Below are 22,073 nucleotides of genomic sequence, written 5' to 3'. Positions count from 1 at the left end.
AGCAACGATTAATTTTTCTTTGTTTCTGGATAGTAGACCGAGAGATCCGATTTTTCATGACACAGACAAACCGCCTCTGGACACTTTCGGACAGTTTGACGACAAGGAAGGATGAAGAAGGGAACTCCCGGCGAGGCCGGGAGTGAATCCGCAGGATCAGACTTTGAATTGACCCAGCACACGGTTCAGGGATACCGACAGCTGGTTGAGGTAATCGCTGGCCTCAGTGACCTGCCGGGCTTCCTGGGCGTTGTCCCGCGACAGATCACCAATATGGGTGATATGACGGGTGATGTCTTCAGTGGTCGAGCTTTGCTCTTCCGAAGCGGTCGAGATCTGATGGCTCATATCGCGAATATGCCGAATAGCCGCGCCAATTGCCTGCAGCACTTCATCTGTCTGCTGCGCCTGCTCGGCGGTCCGCGTCGCCTGACTGGCGCCCTGTTGCATGGAATTCACCGCATTGGTCGCACCGGTTTTCAGGCGTTCAATCATGCGGTCAATATCCTGTGTGGACTGCTGAGTGCGGCTTGCCAGCGAACGGACTTCATCAGCAACGACCGCAAAACCACGGCCCTGCTCACCGGCTCGCGCCGCTTCAATCGCCGCATTCAGCGCCAGCAGGTTGGTTTGTTCGGCAATCCCCTGAATGATGCCGAGTACTGAGGAAATCTCGCCCACATCCTGAGATAACTGGCCGATGACCGAGGAGGCACTGTCCACATGACGCTGCAGCGCATGCATGCTATCCAGCGTTGAGCGCACCATATCCTGACCATGGATTGCATGAGTATCAGCCTGACTGGTTTCGGCAGCGGCGGCCTGAGTGCTTTCGGCCACATGATTGACCACGGCGCTCATTTCCGTGGATGCCGCGACGATGGATTCCACGGCAGCATTTTGTTCAGTGGAGATTTTCTGAGAATGGCTGGCGACTTTTTCCAGCTGCGCAGAGGCCTGCGCCAGTTGCCGGGTCTGACTCACCACATCACGAATGGTGTGGTGCAACTTGCCGACAAAGGTGTTGAAGCTGTGACCCAGCTCGGCGACTTCATCACTCCCTTCAACATCAATACGCGCAGTGAGGTCGCCCTCGCCTTTACTGATGTCATCAAGACGGGCGCGCAGCTGGCTCATGGGTCGGGTCACCATAGGCGGCAGCAGCAGGATGGCACTGACCAGCAGCACAATCGTCACCAGACTGCCAATCAACTGGACAGTATTGGCAGAGCGCGCCGTTGTCAGTGCGGTATCACTGTTCGCCACGGAGGCCGCTTCAGCGCTATCACTCAGCTCACTGAGGGTCTGACGCAGGGCATCAAAGGCCGCTTTGGACTCACCAAATGCCAGGGTCTGTGCCTGCTGACGCTCGGCATCACTCCCCCCCGCCAGCGCCATGACCTGGTCGCTCAGCTCCTGCCAATGCAGAAACTCCCGTTCAAAGGTCGCAATCGGTTGCTTAAGAGAAGCCGTCCCGGTCATGAGATCAGCAAACTTGGCGACACGGTCATGCACCTGCTGCACGTTTTCCTGCCGGGATTGGGAAAACTCGGCGAAGATGCCACTACCGGGCTGACTGAAGACCGCACCGCGCTCACCTTCCTGCGCCTGGTAGAGATCCCGGTCGGCATTCAACAGCAAGGCTACCGCGGGCTGATAGGTCAGGCTGGAGGATTCCACCTTGTTGATCAGCTCGCGATACGCCAGCAGGTTTTCCGTGGCAATAGAGAGTGAAGCGAGCAGTACAATGCCCAGTGGCAGGGTGATTTTCCAGCGTAAACGCAAGTGCTTGAACCAACTCATGGCGCTACTTCCATCAAACAGTGATAACAAAGCCAGCAGCCAGAAGAGGCTGCGATTGCGCGTATCATAGCGGCAAAAAATACGGCTGCAGGCCTGAGAAACCGGCATTTACGACCAAAGAAGTGCCAAAAAAACGAGAAGGTGCGTTTTTGACGCTGTTGCGCGGATTTGCACCCCATCGGGCGCATTGCAGCGCAGGGGAGTGAGCTGACCAATGGGCAATAACAGGGTTCGAAAAGCAGCAGGTCAGAAGCCAGATTCCAGAAACAACAAAGGCGCCCGAAGGCGCCTTTGTTATCGTTCCACCAGCAGAGGCGATTAAGCCTTGCGAGTGATACCACCGAAGCGCTTGTTGAAGCGATCGATACGGCCTGCAGTGTCCAGGACTTTCTGCTTGCCGGTGTAGAAAGGATGGCAGGAGCTGCACACGTCAACGTGCAGATCTTTACCAACGGTGGAACGAGTAGTGAATTCGTTGCCGCAGGTACAGGTGACTTTGATTTCACTGTACTTTGGGTGGATACCCTGTCTCATGACCATAGCCTCATTATGTGTGCCGCTACCCGAAAGCCACGTGGGGTCGGGCACCGCACAGATAGTCAGGGCAAATATTGCCCGCGGAAGATGCCATTCAAATGCCTGAAAAATTCATACATCTGTGGCAAGGGCGCGCATTCTACCAGCCTCCACCCCTGCTTCGCAAGCACTGCTTACTTTTTATACACCTGATATTGAGCTTCGTCCGAGCCCATCCACACCGCTGAAAGATGTACAGCGCCAGCCCTGCTCTCTACACTAGCCCGGAGTTTTCTGCTGCCAGCATCATGAGGTCTGCGTGCCCGAGTCATCGCCCTGCTATGTAGAAGTTGTCGTGCCTGTACCGCTGTTTCAGGCCTTCGACTATCGCGTGCCTGAAGGCATTGATCCGCAGAGCCTTATGCCGGGCATGCGGGTCTGGGTACAGTTTGGCCCACGGCGTGTGCTGGGAGTGATTAATCAGGTACGTGCCACCACCCTGCTTGAGCCTGCTAAAGTCCGACCTTTCACGGAACTGGTCGATGACACGCCAGCGCTTGATGAAGCCATGCTGAACTTGTTGCGCTGGGCAGCCCAGTATTATTGCCATCCGCTGGGAGAGGTGTTGCACCATGCACTGCCCGCCGCTTTGCGTCAGGGTAAACCAGCTCACTTCCCCATTCAGACGCTCTGGCGGGTGACCACCTCAGGCAGGTCAACCCCTGCGGACAGTCTTAAAGGCATCCGCCAGCAACAGCTGCTGGCCGAACTGCAGCACATGCCTAATGGCCTGACGCAGGAAGCCCTGCGCACACTGGAGTATTCCTCCCAGACGCTTAGCAGTCTGGAAAAACGTGAACTGATTGAAAAGATCGAGCGTGAGCAACGCCCAGGCAAGCACCAGGGAAAACTGCTCGCCGAAGTGCCGCACTCACTCAGCACAGCACAGCAGCAAGTGCTCGAAGCCATCGCATCGCAACTGGATGGCTTTCACGTTCACTTGCTGGATGGCGTGACCGGGAGCGGCAAGACTGAAGTCTATCTGCAACTGATTGAACAGGTACTGCGGCAGGGTAAACAGGTGCTGGTGCTGGTGCCGGAAATCGGACTTACCCCGCAGACTCTGCGCCGTTTCCGCCATCGTTTTCAGGTCAATGTCGCCATTATGCACTCCGGCATGAATGACACTGAGCGCCTGCACGCCTGGCTGGAAGCGCGTGAAGCCAGCGCCTGCATTCTGATCGGCACACGCTCGGCACTGATGGCGCCGATGCCCAACCTTGGCCTGATCGTGATTGATGAAGAGCACGATGCCTCTTTCAAGCAACAGGAAGGTTTTCGTTATCACGCCCGTGACTTAGCGATCGTGCGTGCCCAGCGAGCGCAGGTGCCGGTATTGCTGGGTTCAGCCACGCCATCACTGGAAAGTCTGCACAATGCCCTGCGCCAGCATTATCGCTATCACCGCCTGGATGAGCGCGCGGGTAACGCCATCGCCCCGACCATTGAGCGCCTTGATATTCGCAAGCTGCCGCTACAGGACGGTTTCAGTGAGCCTTTATTGGCACGCATGCAGGCGCACCTGGAGGCGGGCCAGCAAGTGCTGGTTTTCCTTAACCGTCGCGGTTTTGCTCCCAGCCTGCACTGTCCTTCCTGCGGCTGGCTGGCCGAATGCGAGTTCTGCGATGCACGCATGACCTTGCACAAGCGTAGCCGCTCGCTGAACTGCCACCATTGCGATCACATGACGCCAATTCCGTTGACCTGTCCGGAATGCCATCAACCGGGGCTCGAACCCGTGGGTCAGGGCACAGAACGGGGCGAAGACAGCCTGCAACAGCATTTCCCTGAGACGCCAGTCATCCGTATCGACCGTGACACTGTGCGTGGCAAGACGCGGATGGAAACCCTGCTGGAACCTGTGCACAAAGGCGAGCCCTGCATTCTGGTCGGCACCCAGATGCTGGCCAAAGGGCACCATTTTCCCAACGTCACTCTCGTCGCCATTATTGATGCTGACCAGGGTTTGTTCAGCGCGGATTTCCGTGGAATGGAGCGTATGGCGCAGCTGTTGGTTCAGGTCGCGGGCCGGGCCGGTCGCGCCGACAAAGCCGGGGAAGTCATTCTGCAGACGGCCCATGCGGATCATCCTCTTATCGAAACCCTCTGCGATGAAGGCTACCGTGCCTTCGCCCAGCAGGAGCTTATCAGCCGTGAGCATGTCGGATTGCCGCCCTGGCAACCCATGGCCTTGCTGAGAGCAGATCATCAGCGCCCCAACGTCGCACTGAACTGGCTGCAGGAGATTCGTGACACCCTGACGCAGCATCTGGTGAGTGAACAGCGCAATGACTGCCAGTTGGCAGGCCCCTTGCCCGCCAGTATGGAGCGGCGTCATGACCGTTACCGGGCGCTGCTGCATCTTTACGGCGATAATCGCAAGGCGCTGCATTATCAGCTGCACTGGCTCTGCGCCCTGATTGAACTAAACCCCGTACCAGGCGGCCTTCGCTGGTCACTGGATGTGGATCCTGCGGACACCTTCTAGGCAGGCTAAAAGGCAAGGCAGATTGGCGCCGGACGGGCCGCCATGCTGGTTGCGCCTGCAGGCCCTTATCGCCATAATGACCGCTAAATTTTCCCTCCAGATTTTGTCGACAGACAGTCAAAAACGCGTGAAAACGCTCGGGTCATAATGAAAGAGCTGATTGCCAATCTGATCTCCAGCGCACTGGATTCGCTGAAGGCTGCAGGTACTTTGCCTGCGGATACCGATGTTCAACCTCAGGTAGACAATACCCGTGACAAGGCTCACGGCGACTTTGCCACCAACATCGCCATGGTGCTGGCCAAGCCTGCCCGACGAAATCCACGCGAACTGGCTCAGGCTGTGATTGATGCCCTGCCCGCTGACGCTGCCGTCACCAAGGTGGAAATCGCCGGCCCCGGTTTTATCAACTTCTTTGTCAGCACTGCCAGCACCAGCGCGGTCGTTGCCACCATTCTGAGCGAAGGCAACCGTTTTGGTCGTAGCACTATTGGCCAGCAGGACAAGGTTCAGGTCGAGTTCGTCTCTGCCAACCCAACCGGCCCTCTGCACGTAGGCCACGGCCGTGGTGCTGCCTATGGCGCAACCCTGAGCAACCTGATGGCTGCGGCAGGCTACGATGTCCAGCGCGAATACTATGTGAATGATGCCGGCCGTCAGATGAACATTCTCGCCGCCAGCGTCTGGCTGCGTTATCTGGAAGTGTGTGGTGAGACTTTCACCTTCCCCAGCAATGGCTACAAGGGTGACTACATCCTGGCCTACGCTGAAGAACTCAAAGAGCGCATTGGTGATGCCTATCGTCATTCTGCTGACAGCGTTTTCGCGGGCATTCCTGCTGATGAACCTGCCGGTGGTGACAAAGAAGAGCACATTGATGCGCTGATCGATAAATCCCGTGAACTGCTCGGCAACGAGCCGTACGAGGTGGTCTTCCAGCTGGGTCTGACCCGTATTCTGGATGACATCCGTCAGGATCTTGGCGAGTTCGGCGTGCACTTTGATGAGTGGTTCTCCGAGCGCAGCCTGTCTGACAATGTCGAGCGCGCGATCGAGACACTGGAAAAGAACGGCCACATCTACGAAGAGAAAGGTGCGCTATGGTTCCGCTCCACCACCTTTGGTGATGACAAGGATCGTGTCGTCAAGCGCGACAACGGCCAAACCACCTACTTTGCCTCTGACATTGCTTACGTTCAGAACAAGTTTGAGCGTGGTTTTGACCGTGTGATCTATGTCTGGGGTGCAGATCACCACGGCTACATTCCCCGCATGAAAGCAGCCTGCGAAGCTCTGGGTTATGACCCTGAGCGCATCCAGATTCGTCTGGTGCAGTTCGCTATTCTTTATCGCGGCGGTGAGCGCGTGCAGATGTCGACCCGCTCCGGCTCCTTCGTCACCCTGCGTGAACTGCGTGATGAAGTCGGTAATGATGCTGCACGCTTCTTCTACGTCAGCCGTAAAGCCGAACAGCACATGGACTTCGACCTTGATCTGGCCAAGTCCGAAAGCAAGGACAACCCGGTTTATTACATCCAGTACGCTCATGCACGTATCTGCACCATGGCGCTTAAAGCCGATCAGGAAGGCGAGAAATTCTCTCTGGATCGCGGTCTTAACCATCTGGACCTGCTGGTTGAAGAGTCTGAAAAAGACCTGATGCAGAAACTGGCGCGTTATCCGGAAACTCTGGAAAACAGTGCAGTGAATGGCGACCCTCATGTGCTGGCGCATTACCTGCGAGAGCTGGCAGGCGACTTCCACAGTTACTACAACGCCCATCGTATGCTGGTCGATGACGTTAACCTGCGTGATGCTCGTCTGACCCTGTCCCAGGCAGCGCGTCAGGTTCTGGAAAACGGTCTGACCCTGCTGGGTGTCAGCGCACCAGAAAGCATGTAAGCAATGGCGACTCAGGATTTTGCCAAGCGCAATGCCCGACGCTCCAGCAATAATGGCGGCCGTAAAAAGCCGCCTAAACGCTCGGGGTTATCCTGGCGGCTGATTAGCGTTCTGGTACTGCTGGGGCTGTTTATCGCTATTCTGGTGAAACTGGCGACGGTGAAAACCGATCCGCAGGTGACGCAGGAGGCGCTGGCAGCTCCCAAGGAAGAAGCCAAAGAAGAAAAGCCCAAGCCCCGGACCAAGGTCAAACCGGCAACGGATGTGGCCACCAAGGACTGGGACTTCTACAAGATGCTGCCTGAGTCTGAAGTGCCTCTGCCACCGGGTGTTACGCCACTGGAAGTCAAACCGCCAGCGGTGGAGGAAGCCTCTTCCACTGCCGACAAAGCCTCGGCTTCCGGCGATGCCACTCCGGCCAAGGCCTCAGACAGCATGTTCATGCTACAGGTCGGCGCTTTCCGCACACAGCCTGAGGCAGAAAAGGTTCGCGCTCAGTTGTTACTGAAAGGCTTCTCCAATGTGTCCATCGTTCCTGGCGATGGCTGGTATCGCGTCCGCCTTGGTCCATTAGGCGGCAGCCCGCTCATCCATGCCGAACAGAAGCTCTATTCTGCTGGCATGCAGTCTCTGCGTCTGCGCGCCAACTGACCCGCCCTACCTTCAAGTGCTGGCAACCAGCACTTGAAATTACCCGCCCCCGCCTCCACCTCCCCAGTAACTGAAAAACTGAGTCTTTCCGGAAGCTGATTCCGGCGTATGGAGAATGGGATGACCACGATTGTATGTGTTCGCCGTGAGGGTGAAGTTGTCGTCGGCGGCGACGGCCAGGTATCACTGGGCCAGAGCGTGATGAAGGGTAACGCCCGTAAGGTACGCCGCCTTTATCATGGCAAGGTGCTGGCAGGTTTTGCTGGTTCCACGGCGGATGCTTTCACCCTGTTCGAACGCTTTGAAGGTCATCTGGAAAAACACTCCGGCCACCTGACCCGTGCGGCGGTAGAAATGGCCAAAGAGTGGCGCAGCGACCGTGCCCTTCGCCGTCTGGAAGCCATGCTGATTGTGGCCGACCAACAGGCCTCTCTGCTGATCAGCGGCACCGGCGATGTGGTCGAGCCCGAACACGGCATCCTGACCATCGGCTCCGGTGGCAACTTCGCCATGGCTGCCGGCCGTGCCCTGCTGGAAAACACCAATCTTGGCGCTCAGGAAATCACTGAGAAAGCGCTCGCGATGGCCGCAGATATCTGCGTGTACACCAACCATCATCTGACGATCGAGAAGATCGACAACACTTCTGAGGCCTGAGGATTACGCCGCTATGTCTATGACTCCCCGTGAAATCGTGCATGAACTGAACCGGCACATCATCGGCCAGGACGAAGCCAAGCGCGCCGTGGCCATTGCCTTGCGTAACCGCTGGCGCCGGATGCAGCTGCCTGCTGAGCAGCGTGCAGAAATTACTCCCAAGAATATTCTGATGATTGGCCCGACCGGTGTCGGTAAAACCGAGATAGCCCGTCGTCTGGCCAAGCTGGCTAACGCCCCTTTCCTGAAAGTCGAAGCAACCAAGTTCACCGAAGTGGGCTATGTCGGCCGTGATGTGGAATCCATCATCCGCGATCTTTCTGACGCGGCGGTAAAAATGCTGCGTGAACAGGAAATGAAAAAAGTGCAGGACAAAGCCATGGATGCCGCCGAAGAGCGCATTCTGGATGCCCTGCTGCCCAGCGCTCGCAGTGCCACCAGCTTTGAACAGGAAGCCGCTGCGCGCCCAAGCGACAACGCCACTCGTCAGGTCTTCCGCAAGAAGCTGCGTGAAGGGGATCTGGACGACAAGGAAATTGATATCGAAGTCTCTGACAGCCCCATGGGTGTCGAGATCATGGCCCCTCCTGGCATGGAAGAGATGACCAATCAGCTGCAGAGCCTGTTCTCCAACATGGGCAACGAGCGCAAGAAGAGCCGTCGCCTGAAGGTGAAGGATGCTCTCAAGAAGCTGCAGGAAGAAGAAGCGGCTCGTCTGGTCAAGGATGATGATCTTAAAGCCCGTGCGGTCGAGCTGGTTGAGCAGAACGGTATCGTCTTTATTGATGAGATCGACAAGGTCGCCAAGCGTGGCGAAACCAGCGGAAATGATGTTTCCCGTGAAGGGGTTCAGCGTGACCTGCTGCCACTGATCGAAGGCTGCACCGTGAATACCAAGCAGGGCATGATCAAAACCGACCATATTCTGTTTATTGCCTCAGGTGCGTTCCACCTGTCCAAGCCTTCAGATCTGATTCCTGAGCTGCAGGGCCGTCTGCCAATCCGCGTTGAGCTGAATGCGCTGACACCGGACGATTTCGGTCGCATCCTGACGGAGCCTAACTTCTCCCTGACCGAGCAGTATCAGGCACTGCTGGGCACAGAAGGCGTCAACATCAGCTTTGAGGAAAGTGGTATTCGCCGTCTGGCGGAGCTGGCTTTCCAGGTTAACGAGCAGACCGAGAACATTGGTGCCCGTCGCCTGCACACCCTGATGGAGCGTCTGCTGGAAGAGGTCTCCTACCTATCGGGTGACGAGCAGCAGGATGTCGCCATTGATGCGGCCTATGTGGATAAATACCTGGGTGATCTGGCCAAGGATCAGGACCTCAGCCAGTACATTCTGTAAACCGATACTCAGGGGCGCTCAGCGCCCCTTTCTCTTTTGCGGATAAGCACCATGACGCCGAGACCCACCGCCATCAAATTACACAAAGGTTCCAATACGCTGGAGCTGGTGTATCCCGAAGGTCGCCACTTTCATTTGCCTGCAGAATTCCTGCGTGTTCACTCACCTTCCGCCGAAGTCCGGGGTCACGGCAAAGGCAACGAGGTACTGCAAATCGGTAAAGTGAATGTGCGGCTGGTCAAGGTTGAGCCCAGCGGCCAGTATGCCGTAAAGATGACCTTTGATGACGGCCATGATTCAGGCCTTTACACCTGGGATTATCTGTTTGAGTTGTGCGTCGATCAGGAGGCAAAATGGCAGTCTTACCTGAAACGCCTGGACGATGCCAAGGCCTCACGCGACCCCAGTGAAAGCGTTGTGCGTTTTCTCTGACACCGGCCTCAATTCCCCCGGCGTGATTGAGCTGTTTCAGAGGTAGGCCCACAGGGCTCAAGGCTTTACAATAGCCACCAATTTCCATTTATCGATAAGGTCACAGCAATGAGCGAGAAGGACACAACTTCCGGCGCAGGCACTACTCACTTCGGTTACGAACAGGTCGCAGTCGAGGACAAGGTGGGCCGGGTTGCCGAAGTTTTCCACTCGGTTGCTGGCAAATATGACCTGATGAATGACCTGATGTCCGGCGGTATCCACCGTCTGTGGAAGCGCCACACCATCAATCGCAGCGCCGTGCGCAAAGGCCAGACCATTCTGGATATTGCCGGCGGTACTGGTGACCTGACCCTCAAGTTCAGCCAGATTGTTGGCCCGACCGGTAAAGTGGTACTGGCCGACATCAACGACTCCATGCTCAATGTTGGCCGCGACAAGCTCACCAACAAGGGCGCCGTCGGCAATATTGAGTTTGTGCAGGCCAATGCCGAATGCCTGCCCTTTCCCGATAACACCTTCGACATCATCACCATTGCCTTTGGCCTGCGTAATGTCACAGACAAGGACAAGGCCATTGCCTCCATGCTGCGGGTTCTGAAGCCCGGTGGCCGCCTGCTGGTACTGGAGTTCTCCAAAACCAACAACCCGCTGATGAGCAAGCTGTACGACACCTACTCCTTCACTCTGCTACCCATGATGGGCCAGATCATCGCCAACGACAGCGACTCCTATCGCTATCTGGCTGAGTCGATCCGTATGCACCCCGATCAGGAAACCCTGAAAGGCATGATGGAAAACGCAGGCTTCGTTCGCGTGAACTACGACAACCTGACCCAGGGCATTGTTGCCTTGCACATGGGCATCAAGCCCTGAGGATCACTCCATGCTGCAATCTCTTCAGGAACTGATATTCGCCACCGCCGAAGATCGGGTTAATGCAGTATTGCAGCGTGATCCGCTGGCACAGGAAATCCTTGCCCCCCATACCGGCAAGTGCGTTGCCATTGAGATCCAGAGCATCACAACTTTGCAGGTGCTGATCACCAGCGCAGGCCTGACCCTGATGCCGGGGGATACCGACACCTGCGACCTGCGCATGAAAGGCGACAGCAGCCAGTTCCTGCGAATGATGAAGGATCAGCGTCCGGCGGCAGCTTCGGGCCTCATTATCGAAGGCGACCTTGGCTTGTGCGAAGCGTTAAATACGCTGGTTCAGCAACTGGACCCGGACTGGGAGGGCTGGCTCGCCAGCTACGTTGGAGACGTTCCTGCTCATAGTTTTGGGCAGTGGTTTCAGAGTGGAAAGCGCTGGCTGAGTCGCGCTCGCGGCGATCTGCATCAGGATGTGCAGGAGTACCTGCAGGAAGAGTTGAAAGTCCTCCCTAACCGCTATCAGATTGAAGACTGGATTTCCGACAGTCAGGCTTTGCAACTTCGCCTGGACCGCCTGGAAGCCCGCTTCGCCTTGCAGGAAGCAGCTGCTAGCGCGAAATAAGAACGATTATCTATTAACTGTCATTCCTGTCACGCTCAGTACGATAACTGACATACTTGCGTTATCGCCCCCTTTTATAATCCCTCCTGTCTTATAGGAATTTCGCGTTGCGAATTCTGAGGTGAGTTTTTCAGGGAGGGGGGCCATGACACAGCGCACCGTGCTTTCAGTTTCGATTCTCGTGGTATGGGTGATTGCCATGGCCACGGCTTTCTGGTGGTTTCAGTGGCGTAATCTTCGCAGCTTTGATACCAGTGAAAGCTGGCGCTTTTATCCAGAAACCCTGCCTGCTGAACTTCAGCCCTTGTTGGCCCGGCTGCCGAAAGACGCAGCCAAAGGCTACCTCCTGCATTTCTGGACGCCCAACTGTGCCTGCAATGTTGGCAACCTCGAACACCTTGCCCGTCTGGGTGCACGCTTTTCTGCGGAAGGTATTCAGCTGGTCGTTATTGGCCATCCGGATGAAGAGCTGCCCAAGCTCTGGCGTCGGGTCGAGAAAACCTGGGATGGCCATATCGGCATTCTCAGCGCTCCACTAAAACCCGTCATTCCTGGCACCCCTGCGGCACTGGTGCTTGATGCACATCAACAACCCATCTATTTCGGTCCATACTCTTCTTCTGCGGACTGTTCAGTCGCTGATGAAGGGCTTATTGAATACCCCTTGCAGTCGGTGGTCGATGCAATGCCGGTACGACCCCAGTCCTACCTCAGCTTTGGCTGCTTCTGTGATCAGCCCGAATTTTCCTCTGCCCGTCCTGCGGACGTGGTTTACCAGCCTGTATTGCGAGGCACCCTATGAACAAAACCAACTCACTGCTTGATCAGATTCGCCAGAGCGGCGATCGTGTCATGACAGGTGTGCTGGTAGCACACTTCATCGTCTGTCTGGCCGTTGCTCCCTGGTACGACACCTGGCTGCCAGCGCTGGTCATCGGCCTGCCAAGCATGCTGGTGCCCATTTTGCTCATCAGGCTGCAGCCGGGCAGCTTTATCTCCCGCTGCTCAGTGGCAATCGCCTTTATGGTGTTTTCAGCGCTGCTAATCCACCAGGGCCGCGGACTGGTCGAATTACACTTCGGGATCTTCGCCTTGCTGGCTTTCCTGCTCTATTACCGAGACTGGAAAGTGGTCGTTGTGGCGGCGGTCACCATTGCCATCCACCACCTGACCTTCTACTTCCTGCAGATGGCCAATACTGGCGTTTACGCTTTTGCCGCGGGCTCCAAGTTTGACATCGTGATTATTCACGCGGTCTACGTGGTGCTGGAATCGGCGGTATTGATCGTGATGTCAGTGAACGCCATGAAAGCGGCCGAGTCCGCGAATGATGTGCTGAGCCTGATTGAGTCCCTGGAACTGAAGCAGAACAGCCAGCAGGTAACGCTGACCTCAAATCTGACGGCAACCTCGCCTATGGGTCAGCAATTACTGGCATTCATCAACCGTCTGCGCGATATGGCCGCCTCACTGAACCAGCAATCCACCGCACTCGATAACGCCAGCGACATTCTTGGCCACTCGACTCAGGAGGCCCAGCAACAGGCCAGCAGCAGCGCCAAAGGCTCATCCATGTTGAAAGAGGCCGTCTCCGGCCTGAGCAGCCTGAGTGAGCAACTGGAACATCACAATAATGAGAACCGTGATGAGCTGGCGAAGAGCGACAACAGCCTGCGCGATTGCCGCTCATCCGCCGATGAACTCTTTGGCTACATGCAAACCCTGAGCGACAGCATGCAGTCCAGCCTGCCGGTAATTCAGAACTTTGCCACCCGTAGCAAGGAAATCGCCTCGGCGCTGGACGTTATCAACAGCATCGCTGAGCAAACCAATCTGTTGGCGTTGAATGCGGCGATTGAGGCCGCCCGTGCTGGTGAAGCCGGCCGTGGCTTTGCGGTCGTTGCCGATGAAGTCCGTGGCCTTGCGGCGCGAACTCAGGTGGCCACCGAAGATATCCACAAACTCACCAGCAATCTGGGCAGCGAAACCCAGCAACTGGTCGATGGCGCCGAGCACCAGCATGAATGTGGTCAGGAAGCCATTAGTCAGGTCTCCACGCTGCATGCCAAGCTGCAGGAAATGCAGGACGCTGTCAGCCGCGTCCTCAATAACAACCGCAAGATGGATGGTGCAGTCAGTCAGCAAAGCAGCTGGATCGGTCAGGTGCAGGAACAGAGCTACATGATTGGCGAGCAGGTAGAACACTCCGAGCAGAGCGCTTCCGAAATGGAGCGTCTGAGCGAGCAGCTACGTCAGGATGTGCGCCAGCTTACCGGCATGGCGAATCAGTTCCGCCTGACCTGAACACATCTCCCCCCCCCCCCTGGCGTTCAACGTATCCGTCAGCAAGCCTCACCTTCGGGTGGGGCTTTTTTATGGTTCATCGCGCTTTACCGCAAGCTCACATGTTTTGAGAAGCCTTCCTCTCACCATTCATCCCGCAGAATCTTGCCTAAATAAAATAAACTGTCTAACCTGTCACTATTGATTATCTAACTGACACTAACCCTCTGACTCAACGCCGTACAATGAACCTGTTTAAAAATGCTGTCAGGTTCAGGAGGTCAGCGCCATGAAAAGCCCCGTATTCTCACTGAAACTGCTGATCCTGTGGGTCGTCTCCATCGCTGCGGCACTCTGGGGTGCCAACCATTACTATAAAACGGCCTTTGGTATCGGCAGTGAATGGCGCAGCTATGCCAACGAACTCCCTGTCAGCTGGCAACCGCTGCTTGACCATATCCCCGAAGATGATGATGAAGCCCACTTGCTGCACTTCTGGGCGCCCGACTGCGAAAGTAACGAAGTAGTGGTGGCGTATCTGACCGATCTTGGTATGCGCTATGCCCATCAGGGCGTTCATCTGGTACTGGTAGGGAAACCACGGCTGCTCGACCAGCGCCTGTGGAGCGCACTGATTCATGCCTGGAATGGCCAGATTGGTGTGATTCAGGAGCCGTTGGTTGCTGACATTCCTCCGATGCCTGCCGCCCTGATTCTCGATCAACACAAGAACCCCGTTTACTTTGGCCCCTACACCGACGTTTCGGGGGATTGTGGCAGCGTCGCCAGCACGGGTCTGGTCGAAACACCGCTGCAGTCCATTTCCATGGGCATTCCACTGCCTGTCCGTACCGCCATGCAATTTGGCTGTGCCTGTCAAAAGAAGAACCTGAACCAACAGTGGGTTTACGCTGACCATGAGGAAATGGGCTATTTCCCGCTGCGTGAGGTCAGCTTCTGAGGCTCAGCACCGCGGCCACACCTTGCACCTCCCCGCCTCGTCATTGAAGATATCCCTTTCGATTCTTTGACGAGGCCTTTTTATGCTGCGCTATCGCGTCTTGCCGGTAACGGCATTCCAGCAAAACTGCACCCTGATCTGGTGTGACAGCACAAACGAAGCTGCACTGATTGATCCGGGCGGCGAGCCCGCGCGCTTGCTGGAGGCGGTGGCGGAAGAAGGTCTGACTCTGAAGAAAATCCTGCTCACTCACGGCCATCTGGATCATGTCGGCGCCACCGCTGAACTTAGCCAGCAACAGAGCTTGCCGATTGAAGGCCCGCACACAGCGGATCAGTACTGGATTGAAGCACTGGCACAGCAGGCTCAAATGTTTGGCTTTGCGCCGGTTGAAGGCTTCACTCCGGATCGCTGGCTGGAAGAGGGTGATAAGGTCGCACTGGGCGAGTTAACGCTGGAGGTTTATCACTGTCCCGGACATACACCAGGCCATGTGATTTTCTATCATCCCGAAAGCCGCTGGGCGCAGGTGGGTGATGTGCTGTTTAAAGGCTCAATTGGCCGAACGGATTTTCCCGGCGGCAACCATCAGGATCTGATCAACGCGATTCAGACCAAGCTGTTCCCACTGGGTGATGATGTCCGTTTTGTACCGGGTCACGGACCGGAGTCAACTCTCGGCGAAGAGCGCCGCACCAACCCCTTTGTCGCCGGTCGCGCAGGTTAAGGAGCGAACGCAACGCCCCTTCCCGCCTGCACGATCAACAGGTTCAGGCCGTCGCCTCAGCTACGTAGTAATTGAGCAGCTGCTCCTCCAAAACATCGATCCATTCCGGGCCGATCATGATGAAGTGACGCTGCTCAAACTCCTCAAGCACCTGCCTGACGGCCAGCACTTCCGCATCCAGCCGTACCGCCAGCGTTTCCACGGACACCGGTACCCGCCCGTGATGCTGGTGATCCACCAGATAGCGCGCCAGAGTCACATCTAGCCGATCAAAGGCCAGCGCCTGCAGGTAAGCCGTCAGACTGGCCAAACGCTCGCCATAACGACTGAACACCAGCTGCCGGAAGTCTTCACTTTCGGCAATGCCACGCAGAAACGCCGCACGCGGTATTGCCAGTATCTGCATGAAGGTTTCGCTGCGTGCGCTGACGTCATAATCGCTGTCGTCCAGCAACGCACTGGTGGTCAGTAAACAGCTCTCACCGGCACTGACCCGATACAGGGTACGATCCCGCCCGGTGGCCGTTCGCCCATAGACTTTCATGGTGCCCGCCACGACATGAAGGAACTGATTACAGCGTTCCCCCTGGCGAAACACTGAGGTTTGCGGAGGAATTTCCAGCAATGCCGCGGTCTGCAGGACATCAAGCCCTGCAACATCATGAATTTGCTGCCGAAAACGTTGCAGTTGTTTTGTCATCGCCGTCACGCCGTTTTCTAGTGAAGCTCTTTTGCTTAGAATAGTCAGATGCAGTCATTCGGCAAGCCTGGAGGTTACACGGACTCCCCGTCACCAGCGCCACTGCCGTCCCTTGCATCCCGGATGCGTCTGCCTTGCCCGTTGATTCGGGCGACCATAACAAACAAATCAAGGGTTCCGTGTACCCGCCCCTGTGAGGAACTGACATGCCTGCCTACCGCTCGAAAACCTCGACCGCCGGACGTAATATGGCCGGTGCCCGCGCCCTGTGGCGTGCCACCGGCATGAAAGATGACGACTTCCAGAAACCGATCATTGCGGTCGTCAACTCCTTCACCCAGTTTGTCCCCGGCCACGTGCATCTAAAAGACATGGGTCAGCTGGTCGCCCGCGAGATCGAAAAAGCCGGTGGTGTAGCCAAAGAATTCAACACCATTGCCATCGACGATGGTATCGCCATGGGCCACGACGGCATGCTCTATTCGCTGCCTTCCCGTGACATCATCGCCGACTCGGTCGAATACATGGTGAACGGCCACTGCGCTGATGCCATGGTCTGTATCTCCAACTGCGACAAGATCACTCCCGGAATGCTGATGGCCGCCATGCGCCTGAACATCCCGGTCATCTTTGTCTCCGGCGGCCCAATGGAAGCCGGTAAAACCAAACTGTCCGAGCATAAGCTGGATCTGGTCGACGCCATGGTCATCGCCGCTGATCCCAATGCAGACGATGAAAAGGTCAACGAATACGAGCGTTCCGCCTGCCCCACCTGCGGTTCCTGCTCAGGGATGTTCACCGCCAACTCCATGAACTGCCTGGCCGAAGCGCTGGGTCTGGCATTGCCCGGTAACGGTACGGTTGTGGCGACTCACTCAGATCGTCGCCAGCTGTTCGAGCGTGCCGGTCACCGTATTGTCGAGCTGGCCAAAGCCTATTACGAGCGTGAAGAGAAAGTCCTGCCACGCGATATCTGCAACTACCAGACGTTCGAAAATGCGATGACGCTGGATATCGCCATGGGCGGCTCCACCAATACCATCCTGCACATTCTGGCCATTGCCCGTGAAGCTGAGGTGGAGTTCAACCTGAGCCATATCGACAAGCTGTCCCGGAAGGTGCCACAGCTGTGTAAAGTCGCGCCCAACACCCAGAAATACCACATCGAGGATGTTCATCGCGCAGGCGGTATCATGGGCATTCTGGGTGAACTGGATCGTGCGGGTCTGCTTCATACCGACCTGCCCACGGTCCACAGCGCCAGCATGAAAGATGCGCTGGATGAATGGGACATCATGCGCAACCCAAGCCCGGCGGTGAAAGAGTTCTACCGTGCAGGCCCTGCAGGCATCCCGACTCAGGTAGCTTTCAGCCAGTCTGAGCGCTGGAACAGCCTGGACGGTGACCGCGCTCAGGGTTGCATCCGCTCACTGGAACATGCCTTCTCACTGGAAGGCGGTCTGGCCGTACTGTTCGGTAACCTGGCTGAAGATGGCTGTGTGGTAAAAACCGCCGGTGTCGATGACTCCATTCTGGTCTTTGAAGGCCCGGCGCACATCACCGAATCTCAGGATGAAGCGGTACGCAATATCCTAGATGACAAGGTCAAAGCCGGCGATGTCGTTATCGTCCGTTACGAAGGCCCCAAAGGGGGTCCAGGCATGCAGGAAATGCTCTATCCCACGTCCTACATCAAGTCCAAAGGACTGGGCAAACAGTGCGCCCTGCTGACTGACGGCCGTTTCTCTGGCGGCACCTCTGGCCTGTCCATCGGTCACGTTTCTCCTGAAGCGGCGGGCGGCGGTAATATTGCGCTGGTTGAGCCGGGTGATCGTGTGCGTATCGACATCCCCAACCGTCGCATTGACGTTCTGCTGAGTGACGAAGAACTGGCCGCCCGTCGTGCGGCGATGAACGAGAAAGGCAAGGACGGCTGGAAACCTGCCGAGAAGCGTCCTCGCAAGGTGAGCCCTGCACTGAAAGCCTACGCCATGCTGGCCACCAGCGCGGACAAAGGCGCGGTGCGTGACCTGAGTATGCTGGAAGACTAAGCCTCTGAGGCCTCTGCATAGAAAAGGACGCTTCGGCGTCCTTTTTTTATTGCCGCGGAAGGCCTCGAAATCACTCTGGCTGTCCGGTCAGAGAGTCCTCTTTCATACCCATAATCAAAGCCCCCCAGTGCTTCCCGTCGATATACAGCGGAAGGGACAAATCAAACATCACCTCACCGGTATCGCGGATAAAGGTCTGCAACAGGAAGGGCTGAGTATTGGCGGCACGGCGCTTCTCCTCTTCGCTGCCATCAAACAAGCGATGATGGCGGCTTTTAAGGTTATCGACCGCCGGGTCACCGGTTTCCGGCTGTGATACATGCGCATGGTGCGCAGGCGCATAACCTCTGGCATCCACCAGAATGGCGTAAACCAGCCCGGGATGGGCTTTCAGGAAGGCATCGTAACGCTGACGCAGCGCATCTTCGACCTGTCGGGTATAGCTGGTAAGAAACTTAGGTGGCTGTGTGTTTGCGACCTGTTGATAGTGCTGATCAAACAAGTTGGCACCTTTTGCCAGATCAGGCAGGGCAGCCTGAAGCTCATCACGAAAGCCGCGTGCCGTGTTCAACACCTTCTCAAAGCTGCCGCGACCGATCTGATAGCGTGACAGGTACTGCTGAGTCTCTTCTGTCGTCTGTGTCAGCTCGCGAACAAAACCTCGCGCCTGATCCATCGCAGAAAAGGTCGCTTCCGTCAGGTTCTGAATTTCTGCAACACGCCGCAACAGCACTTCATTGATGGTGGAAACCGCCGCCAGCGAATGGCTGATCTCGGCAATCTCTTCGTTGCTCTCACGAAAACCCATCTGCATCGAGGAGAAATCCCGACAGGTGGTTTCCACCACCGTACGGGCTTTATCGATGGTGGATTGAATATCTTCCGAAGCGCTTTGGGTATGATCCACCAGCGTGCTCATATGCGTGATATAGCCGTGAATTTCCTTGGTCGCTGCTCCTACCTTCTGTGATAGCTGCCGAACCTCATCCGCCACCACAGAAAACCCCCGGCCATGATCTCCGGCCCGCGCGGCCTCAATGGCGGCATTAAGAGCCAGCAGGTTGGTCTGGTCAGAGAAATCATTCACCATCGCCAGAATGCGCTGGATCTGATCAGAGTTCTCCCGAAGCTCACCCACCGTCTGCTGGAACTCGCTAATACGCACATGCGCCTGCTCAATCTGCTGGCTGGTATGGGTCAGCTCCTGCGCAGTCTGGCCAACCTTTTCGATGGTGGCGGTATTCTTGGCGGCAATACTTGAGGTGTGTGAGGCAATCCCCTGTACCGTATGGGTGGATTTTTCACTTTCCTGATAACAAACGTTAGAAGCCTGCTCCAGCTGGGCCATGGCATCCCGGCTGCTCGCCACCACCTTACGCACCCGGGTCGCTTCCAGGGACAATGTGACGCTGCGGCCACGCACCTTATCGATCACCTCCTTCAGATTGCCGGAGAAGTGGTTGTAGCGCTCGGCCATCAGGCTTATTTCATCGTAAGTAAAGGTCGGCAGGCTGGCAGAGATATCGCCATCTTTCTCTTTGATCGCCGAGAGTACGTCGATCATATGTCGAATGGGGTGCAGGAAGAGATGACGCATATAAAGGCCAATCCCGGTGCAGATCACCAGATTACTCAGAGCGATTCCCCACAACCACGGCATCAGCCATGCTTCTGTAGCACGGTCACCCTGCTCTGCCATAGCCCAGGCAATGCCCCACAATGGCAGTGTCGTCGCCAGAAAAATAAACCCCAGATTACCTAGCAGCTTGCGGGTTAAAGTGAAGAAAAGGCGCCTCTCAACCGCCTTGTACAAACGCTGAAACACTCGTCCCACTGCCCACCTCCTGACATCCGTGCTGTTGTTATTAGTTTGATTATTCACTCAGGGTGACAAGGCTGGCGTCGCTCTGCCCTTTTAAAAGCAATAACAACCCCAGCATCCAGACAAGCGTAGCCCGAGTTTTATCTACTGACCTTGACCTGACACGGGTTCTGATACGAAAAGACGACATTTTTGCATTTTAGCGTGCTAGACCTTCGCGTAGTCTGTGACCACAGACTTTCACCCTCCACTGTGAGCACAGCACTCCTTATGGATCATTTTCTGCAAAGTGCGGTCATCTTCCTGCTGGCCGCCGTTATCATTGTCCCTATCGCCAAAGAGAATGGACTCGGCGCCATCCTGGGTTATCTCGGCGCTGGTCTTCTGATCGGCCCAGGCGCACTTGGCCTTGTGACCGAAACCGAGAGCATTCTCCACTTCTCCGAATTTGGCGTCGTTTTACTGCTATTTCTTATCGGTTTAGAGCTAAAACCCCGCCGACTCTGGGTCATGCGCCGAGCTGTTTTTGGCCTCGGCAGTGCTCAGGTCATCGCCTGCGGCCTGGTGCTGGCACTTATCGGACTGATCGCCGGAATCGGCTGGAAAAGCGCCATCGTTGCAGGATTTGGTCTTGCACTTTCCTCCACCGCTTTTGCCTTGCAGCTCATGTCGGAGCGAAATGAACTCAATAGCCACCATGGACGCGGCGCCTTTGCCATCCTGCTATTTCAGGATCTGGCAGTCGTTCCCTTGCTGGCACTGGTATCCGCACTGGCAGAGAGCAAGCAGCACGAAAGTAATGCGCTCGTCACACTACTGCTGGAAATGGGCGCTATCGCACTGATTATTCTGGTTGGGCGTTTTATCGTGCAGCCCGCCTTTCATCTGGTCGCCAAAGCACGCAGTCGTGAACTCTTTACCGCAGCAGCACTACTGACAGTAATGGGAACGGCCTGGCTGACAGAAATGGTGGGGTTGTCCATGGCATTGGGCGCCTTCCTGGCCGGGATGCTGATGTCTGATTCCGAGTTCCGTCATCAGCTGGAAGCGGATATTGAACCCTTCCGTGGATTACTCCTGGGCCTCTTCTTTATGGCCATTGGCATGCAGATGGATCTGGCGCTACTGCTGGATCATGTCTTCCTAATTGCAGCGCTGGTGGTCGTGCTTATGGCAGGCAAGAGCTACATCATCTATCGCCTGGCGCAGCGCTTTGGCCAGTCACGTGAGAATGCTCTGAAAGTGGGTGTATTACTGTCACAGGGCGGCGAGTTTGCTTTTGTGCTCTTCAGTACCGCCCTACAGAGCCAGGTAATGGCGCCAGAGCTCACGGGCATACTCATTCTGGTCGTCAGCCTCTCTATGGCCCTGACGCCTCTCAGCGTGAAGCTGATGGACAGCTATCTGGGCAAGAAAAAAGCCAAAACGCATTCCAGCGAGCCTGAACAGGGAGACCTGGAACATGAAACCTTCCCCGAACATACGCCACAGGCCATTATCATTGGTTTTGGTCGTATTGGCCTGACGGTTGCGCGCATCCTCAAGGCCAGTCACATCCCCTTTACCGCTATCGATGCGAACCCGGCACACATTCGTATCGCACGCCGTCTCGGTTATGAGGTGTTCTATGGTGATGCTCTTCGCACCGATGTACTGGAAGCCGCTGGCGCCAATAAAGCGCAGCTGATCATTCTGGCGATCAATAACCCGGACATTTCCGGCAAGGCCGCCAGTCAGATTCGCCAGCACTTCCCGGGCGTGAAGGTATTTGCGCGCGCTCGTAATACGGAGAATGCCCAGCACCTGCTGGAACTGGACCTTGATCACGTGTTTCTGGAAACCTACGACACCAGCCTTGCGGTAGGTCAGCAAGCCCTGGAGGCACTGGGAATTCATCGGGATCAGGCGATTGATCGTATTCACGCCTTCCGAGAGGCCGATCTGGCACAACTGGATGCCAAACGCCTTCATCGTGCTGCCGGACCGCAATCCACTCAATGGGATGCGCACTGACCCTACAAACCCTCTCAGACATTCAGGCTTGCCATCACGCAGGCCTGAATGCTTTTTAAGGTATAGAAAACCTAATCAGCGTGAAGCGTGAAGCGTGAAGCGTGAAGCGTGAAGCGTGAAGCGTGAAGCGTGAAGCGTGAAGCGTGAAGCGTGAAGCGTGA

General features: G+C 56.2%; 18 protein-coding genes. 14 read left to right on the top strand and 4 right to left on the bottom strand.

Features of this window, described 5'->3' with window-relative positions:
* Nucleotides 1-156 precede the first annotated feature (156 nt).
* On the bottom strand, nucleotides 157-1,803 hold the full coding sequence (locus tag ACKC9G_RS16105; protein ID WP_411407251.1) for a methyl-accepting chemotaxis protein: 1,647 nt from the start codon (nucleotides 1,801-1,803) through the stop codon (nucleotides 157-159).
* A 318-nt stretch (nucleotides 1,804-2,121) separates the two neighbouring features.
* Nucleotides 2,122-2,337 (bottom strand): 50S ribosomal protein L31, encoded by a 216-nt coding sequence (gene rpmE / locus ACKC9G_RS16100; protein WP_411407249.1) that lies wholly within the window; start codon nucleotides 2,335-2,337, stop codon nucleotides 2,122-2,124.
* Nucleotides 2,338-2,638: 301 nt separating this feature from the next.
* On the opposite strand from rpmE, the gene ACKC9G_RS16095 reads away from it, so the two are divergent.
* From ACKC9G_RS16095 to ACKC9G_RS16040, 12 genes are all read left to right on the top strand, one after another.
* Nucleotides 2,639-4,867, top strand: coding sequence for a primosomal protein N' (locus ACKC9G_RS16095; protein ID WP_411407247.1), 2,229 nt, complete (start codon nucleotides 2,639-2,641; stop codon nucleotides 4,865-4,867).
* A gap of 147 nt (nucleotides 4,868-5,014) precedes the next feature.
* Complete coding sequence (argS, locus tag ACKC9G_RS16090; protein WP_411407245.1) at nucleotides 5,015-6,769, top strand: arginine--tRNA ligase; 1,755 nt, start codon at nucleotides 5,015-5,017, stop codon at nucleotides 6,767-6,769.
* 3 nt (nucleotides 6,770-6,772) lie between these two features.
* Nucleotides 6,773-7,420, top strand: a complete 648-nt coding sequence (locus ACKC9G_RS16085; RefSeq protein WP_411407243.1) for an SPOR domain-containing protein — start codon at nucleotides 6,773-6,775, stop codon at nucleotides 7,418-7,420.
* Between the two features lie 120 nt (nucleotides 7,421-7,540).
* Nucleotides 7,541-8,077, top strand: a complete 537-nt coding sequence (gene hslV, locus ACKC9G_RS16080; protein ID WP_411407241.1) for an ATP-dependent protease subunit HslV — start codon at nucleotides 7,541-7,543, stop codon at nucleotides 8,075-8,077.
* Nucleotides 8,078-8,090: 13 nt separating this feature from the next.
* Entirely contained in the window at nucleotides 8,091-9,425 is a 1,335-nt protein-coding gene (gene hslU / locus ACKC9G_RS16075; protein WP_411407240.1) for an ATP-dependent protease ATPase subunit HslU, read from the top strand.
* A 51-nt stretch (nucleotides 9,426-9,476) separates the two neighbouring features.
* Nucleotides 9,477-9,857 (top strand): gamma-butyrobetaine hydroxylase-like domain-containing protein, encoded by a 381-nt coding sequence (locus tag ACKC9G_RS16070; protein ID WP_411407239.1) that lies wholly within the window; start codon nucleotides 9,477-9,479, stop codon nucleotides 9,855-9,857.
* Nucleotides 9,858-9,965: 108 nt separating this feature from the next.
* Nucleotides 9,966-10,733, top strand: coding sequence for a bifunctional demethylmenaquinone methyltransferase/2-methoxy-6-polyprenyl-1,4-benzoquinol methylase UbiE (gene ubiE, locus ACKC9G_RS16065; protein ID WP_411407237.1), 768 nt, complete (start codon nucleotides 9,966-9,968; stop codon nucleotides 10,731-10,733).
* Nucleotides 10,734-10,743: 10 nt separating this feature from the next.
* Nucleotides 10,744-11,355 carry an SCP2 domain-containing protein gene (locus ACKC9G_RS16060; RefSeq protein ID WP_411407235.1) on the top strand — a complete coding sequence of 204 codons (612 nt, stop codon included), beginning with the start codon at nucleotides 10,744-10,746 and terminating at the stop codon, nucleotides 11,353-11,355.
* Between the two features lie 145 nt (nucleotides 11,356-11,500).
* Nucleotides 11,501-12,157: a DUF6436 domain-containing protein gene (locus tag ACKC9G_RS16055; protein ID WP_411407233.1), complete on the top strand. Its 657-nt coding sequence runs from the start codon at nucleotides 11,501-11,503 to the stop codon at nucleotides 12,155-12,157.
* Entirely contained in the window at nucleotides 12,154-13,659 is a 1,506-nt protein-coding gene (locus ACKC9G_RS16050) for a methyl-accepting chemotaxis protein (protein ID WP_411407231.1), read from the top strand. Before ACKC9G_RS16055 ends, ACKC9G_RS16050 begins: the two co-directional genes overlap by 4 nt.
* Before the next feature lie 268 nt (nucleotides 13,660-13,927).
* The gene (locus ACKC9G_RS16045; protein ID WP_411407229.1) at nucleotides 13,928-14,599 is read left to right on the top strand and encodes a hypothetical protein; all 672 of its coding nucleotides are present in this window, start codon (nucleotides 13,928-13,930) and stop codon (nucleotides 14,597-14,599) included.
* Nucleotides 14,600-14,684: 85 nt separating this feature from the next.
* The gene (locus ACKC9G_RS16040) at nucleotides 14,685-15,326 is read left to right on the top strand and encodes an MBL fold metallo-hydrolase (protein ID WP_411407309.1); all 642 of its coding nucleotides are present in this window, start codon (nucleotides 14,685-14,687) and stop codon (nucleotides 15,324-15,326) included.
* 43 nt (nucleotides 15,327-15,369) lie between these two features.
* Here the strand turns inward: ACKC9G_RS16040 and ACKC9G_RS16035 are convergent, their stop codons facing one another.
* Entirely contained in the window at nucleotides 15,370-16,026 is a 657-nt protein-coding gene (locus ACKC9G_RS16035) for a Crp/Fnr family transcriptional regulator (protein WP_411407227.1), read from the bottom strand.
* 206 nt (nucleotides 16,027-16,232) lie between these two features.
* On the opposite strand from ACKC9G_RS16035, the gene ilvD reads away from it, so the two are divergent.
* A complete protein-coding gene (ilvD, locus tag ACKC9G_RS16030; protein WP_411407225.1) occupies nucleotides 16,233-18,077 on the top strand; it encodes a dihydroxy-acid dehydratase in 1,845 nt (614 codons plus the stop codon).
* Nucleotides 18,078-18,147: 70 nt separating this feature from the next.
* On the opposite strand, the gene ACKC9G_RS16025 is transcribed toward ilvD, so the two are convergent.
* The gene (locus tag ACKC9G_RS16025; protein ID WP_411407223.1) at nucleotides 18,148-19,911 is read right to left on the bottom strand and encodes a methyl-accepting chemotaxis protein; all 1,764 of its coding nucleotides are present in this window, start codon (nucleotides 19,909-19,911) and stop codon (nucleotides 18,148-18,150) included.
* A 258-nt stretch (nucleotides 19,912-20,169) separates the two neighbouring features.
* Here ACKC9G_RS16025 and ACKC9G_RS16020 point away from each other — a divergent pair, with 258 nt between their 5' ends.
* Nucleotides 20,170-21,912 (top strand): monovalent cation:proton antiporter-2 (CPA2) family protein, encoded by a 1,743-nt coding sequence (locus ACKC9G_RS16020; protein WP_411407222.1) that lies wholly within the window; start codon nucleotides 20,170-20,172, stop codon nucleotides 21,910-21,912.
* Nucleotides 21,913-22,073: the final 161 nt, after the last annotated feature.

It is taken from the genome of Pokkaliibacter sp. CJK22405 (assembly GCF_046614695.1).
GTDB lineage: Bacteria > Pseudomonadota > Gammaproteobacteria > Pseudomonadales > Balneatricaceae > Pokkaliibacter.
This window is presented reverse-complemented; position numbering and strand designations above follow the sequence as displayed.

Excerpts from the sequence above, each read along its gene's own strand:
- rpmE (WP_411407249.1), bottom strand. The coding sequence starts at position 2,337 with ATGAGACAGGGTATCCACCCAAAGTACAGTGAAATCAAAGTCACCTGT.
- ubiE (WP_411407237.1), top strand. The coding sequence starts at position 9,966 with ATGAGCGAGAAGGACACAACTTCCGGCGCAGGCACTACTCACTTCGGT.
- ACKC9G_RS16045 (WP_411407229.1), top strand. The coding sequence starts at position 13,928 with ATGAAAAGCCCCGTATTCTCACTGAAACTGCTGATCCTGTGGGTCGTC.
- ACKC9G_RS16050 (WP_411407231.1), top strand. The coding sequence starts at position 12,154 with ATGAACAAAACCAACTCACTGCTTGATCAGATTCGCCAGAGCGGCGAT.
- ACKC9G_RS16055 (WP_411407233.1), top strand. The coding sequence starts at position 11,501 with ATGACACAGCGCACCGTGCTTTCAGTTTCGATTCTCGTGGTATGGGTG.
- ACKC9G_RS16020 (WP_411407222.1), top strand. The coding sequence starts at position 20,170 with ATGGATCATTTTCTGCAAAGTGCGGTCATCTTCCTGCTGGCCGCCGTT.
- hslU (WP_411407240.1), top strand. The coding sequence starts at position 8,091 with ATGTCTATGACTCCCCGTGAAATCGTGCATGAACTGAACCGGCACATC.
- ACKC9G_RS16060 (WP_411407235.1), top strand. The coding sequence starts at position 10,744 with ATGCTGCAATCTCTTCAGGAACTGATATTCGCCACCGCCGAAGATCGG.
- ilvD (WP_411407225.1), top strand. The coding sequence starts at position 16,233 with ATGCCTGCCTACCGCTCGAAAACCTCGACCGCCGGACGTAATATGGCC.
- ACKC9G_RS16070 (WP_411407239.1), top strand. The coding sequence starts at position 9,477 with ATGACGCCGAGACCCACCGCCATCAAATTACACAAAGGTTCCAATACG.
- hslV (WP_411407241.1), top strand. The coding sequence starts at position 7,541 with ATGACCACGATTGTATGTGTTCGCCGTGAGGGTGAAGTTGTCGTCGGC.
- ACKC9G_RS16105 (WP_411407251.1), bottom strand. The coding sequence starts at position 1,803 with ATGAGTTGGTTCAAGCACTTGCGTTTACGCTGGAAAATCACCCTGCCA.
- ACKC9G_RS16085 (WP_411407243.1), top strand. The coding sequence starts at position 6,773 with ATGGCGACTCAGGATTTTGCCAAGCGCAATGCCCGACGCTCCAGCAAT.
- argS (WP_411407245.1), top strand. The coding sequence starts at position 5,015 with ATGAAAGAGCTGATTGCCAATCTGATCTCCAGCGCACTGGATTCGCTG.
- ACKC9G_RS16035 (WP_411407227.1), bottom strand. The coding sequence starts at position 16,026 with ATGACAAAACAACTGCAACGTTTTCGGCAGCAAATTCATGATGTTGCA.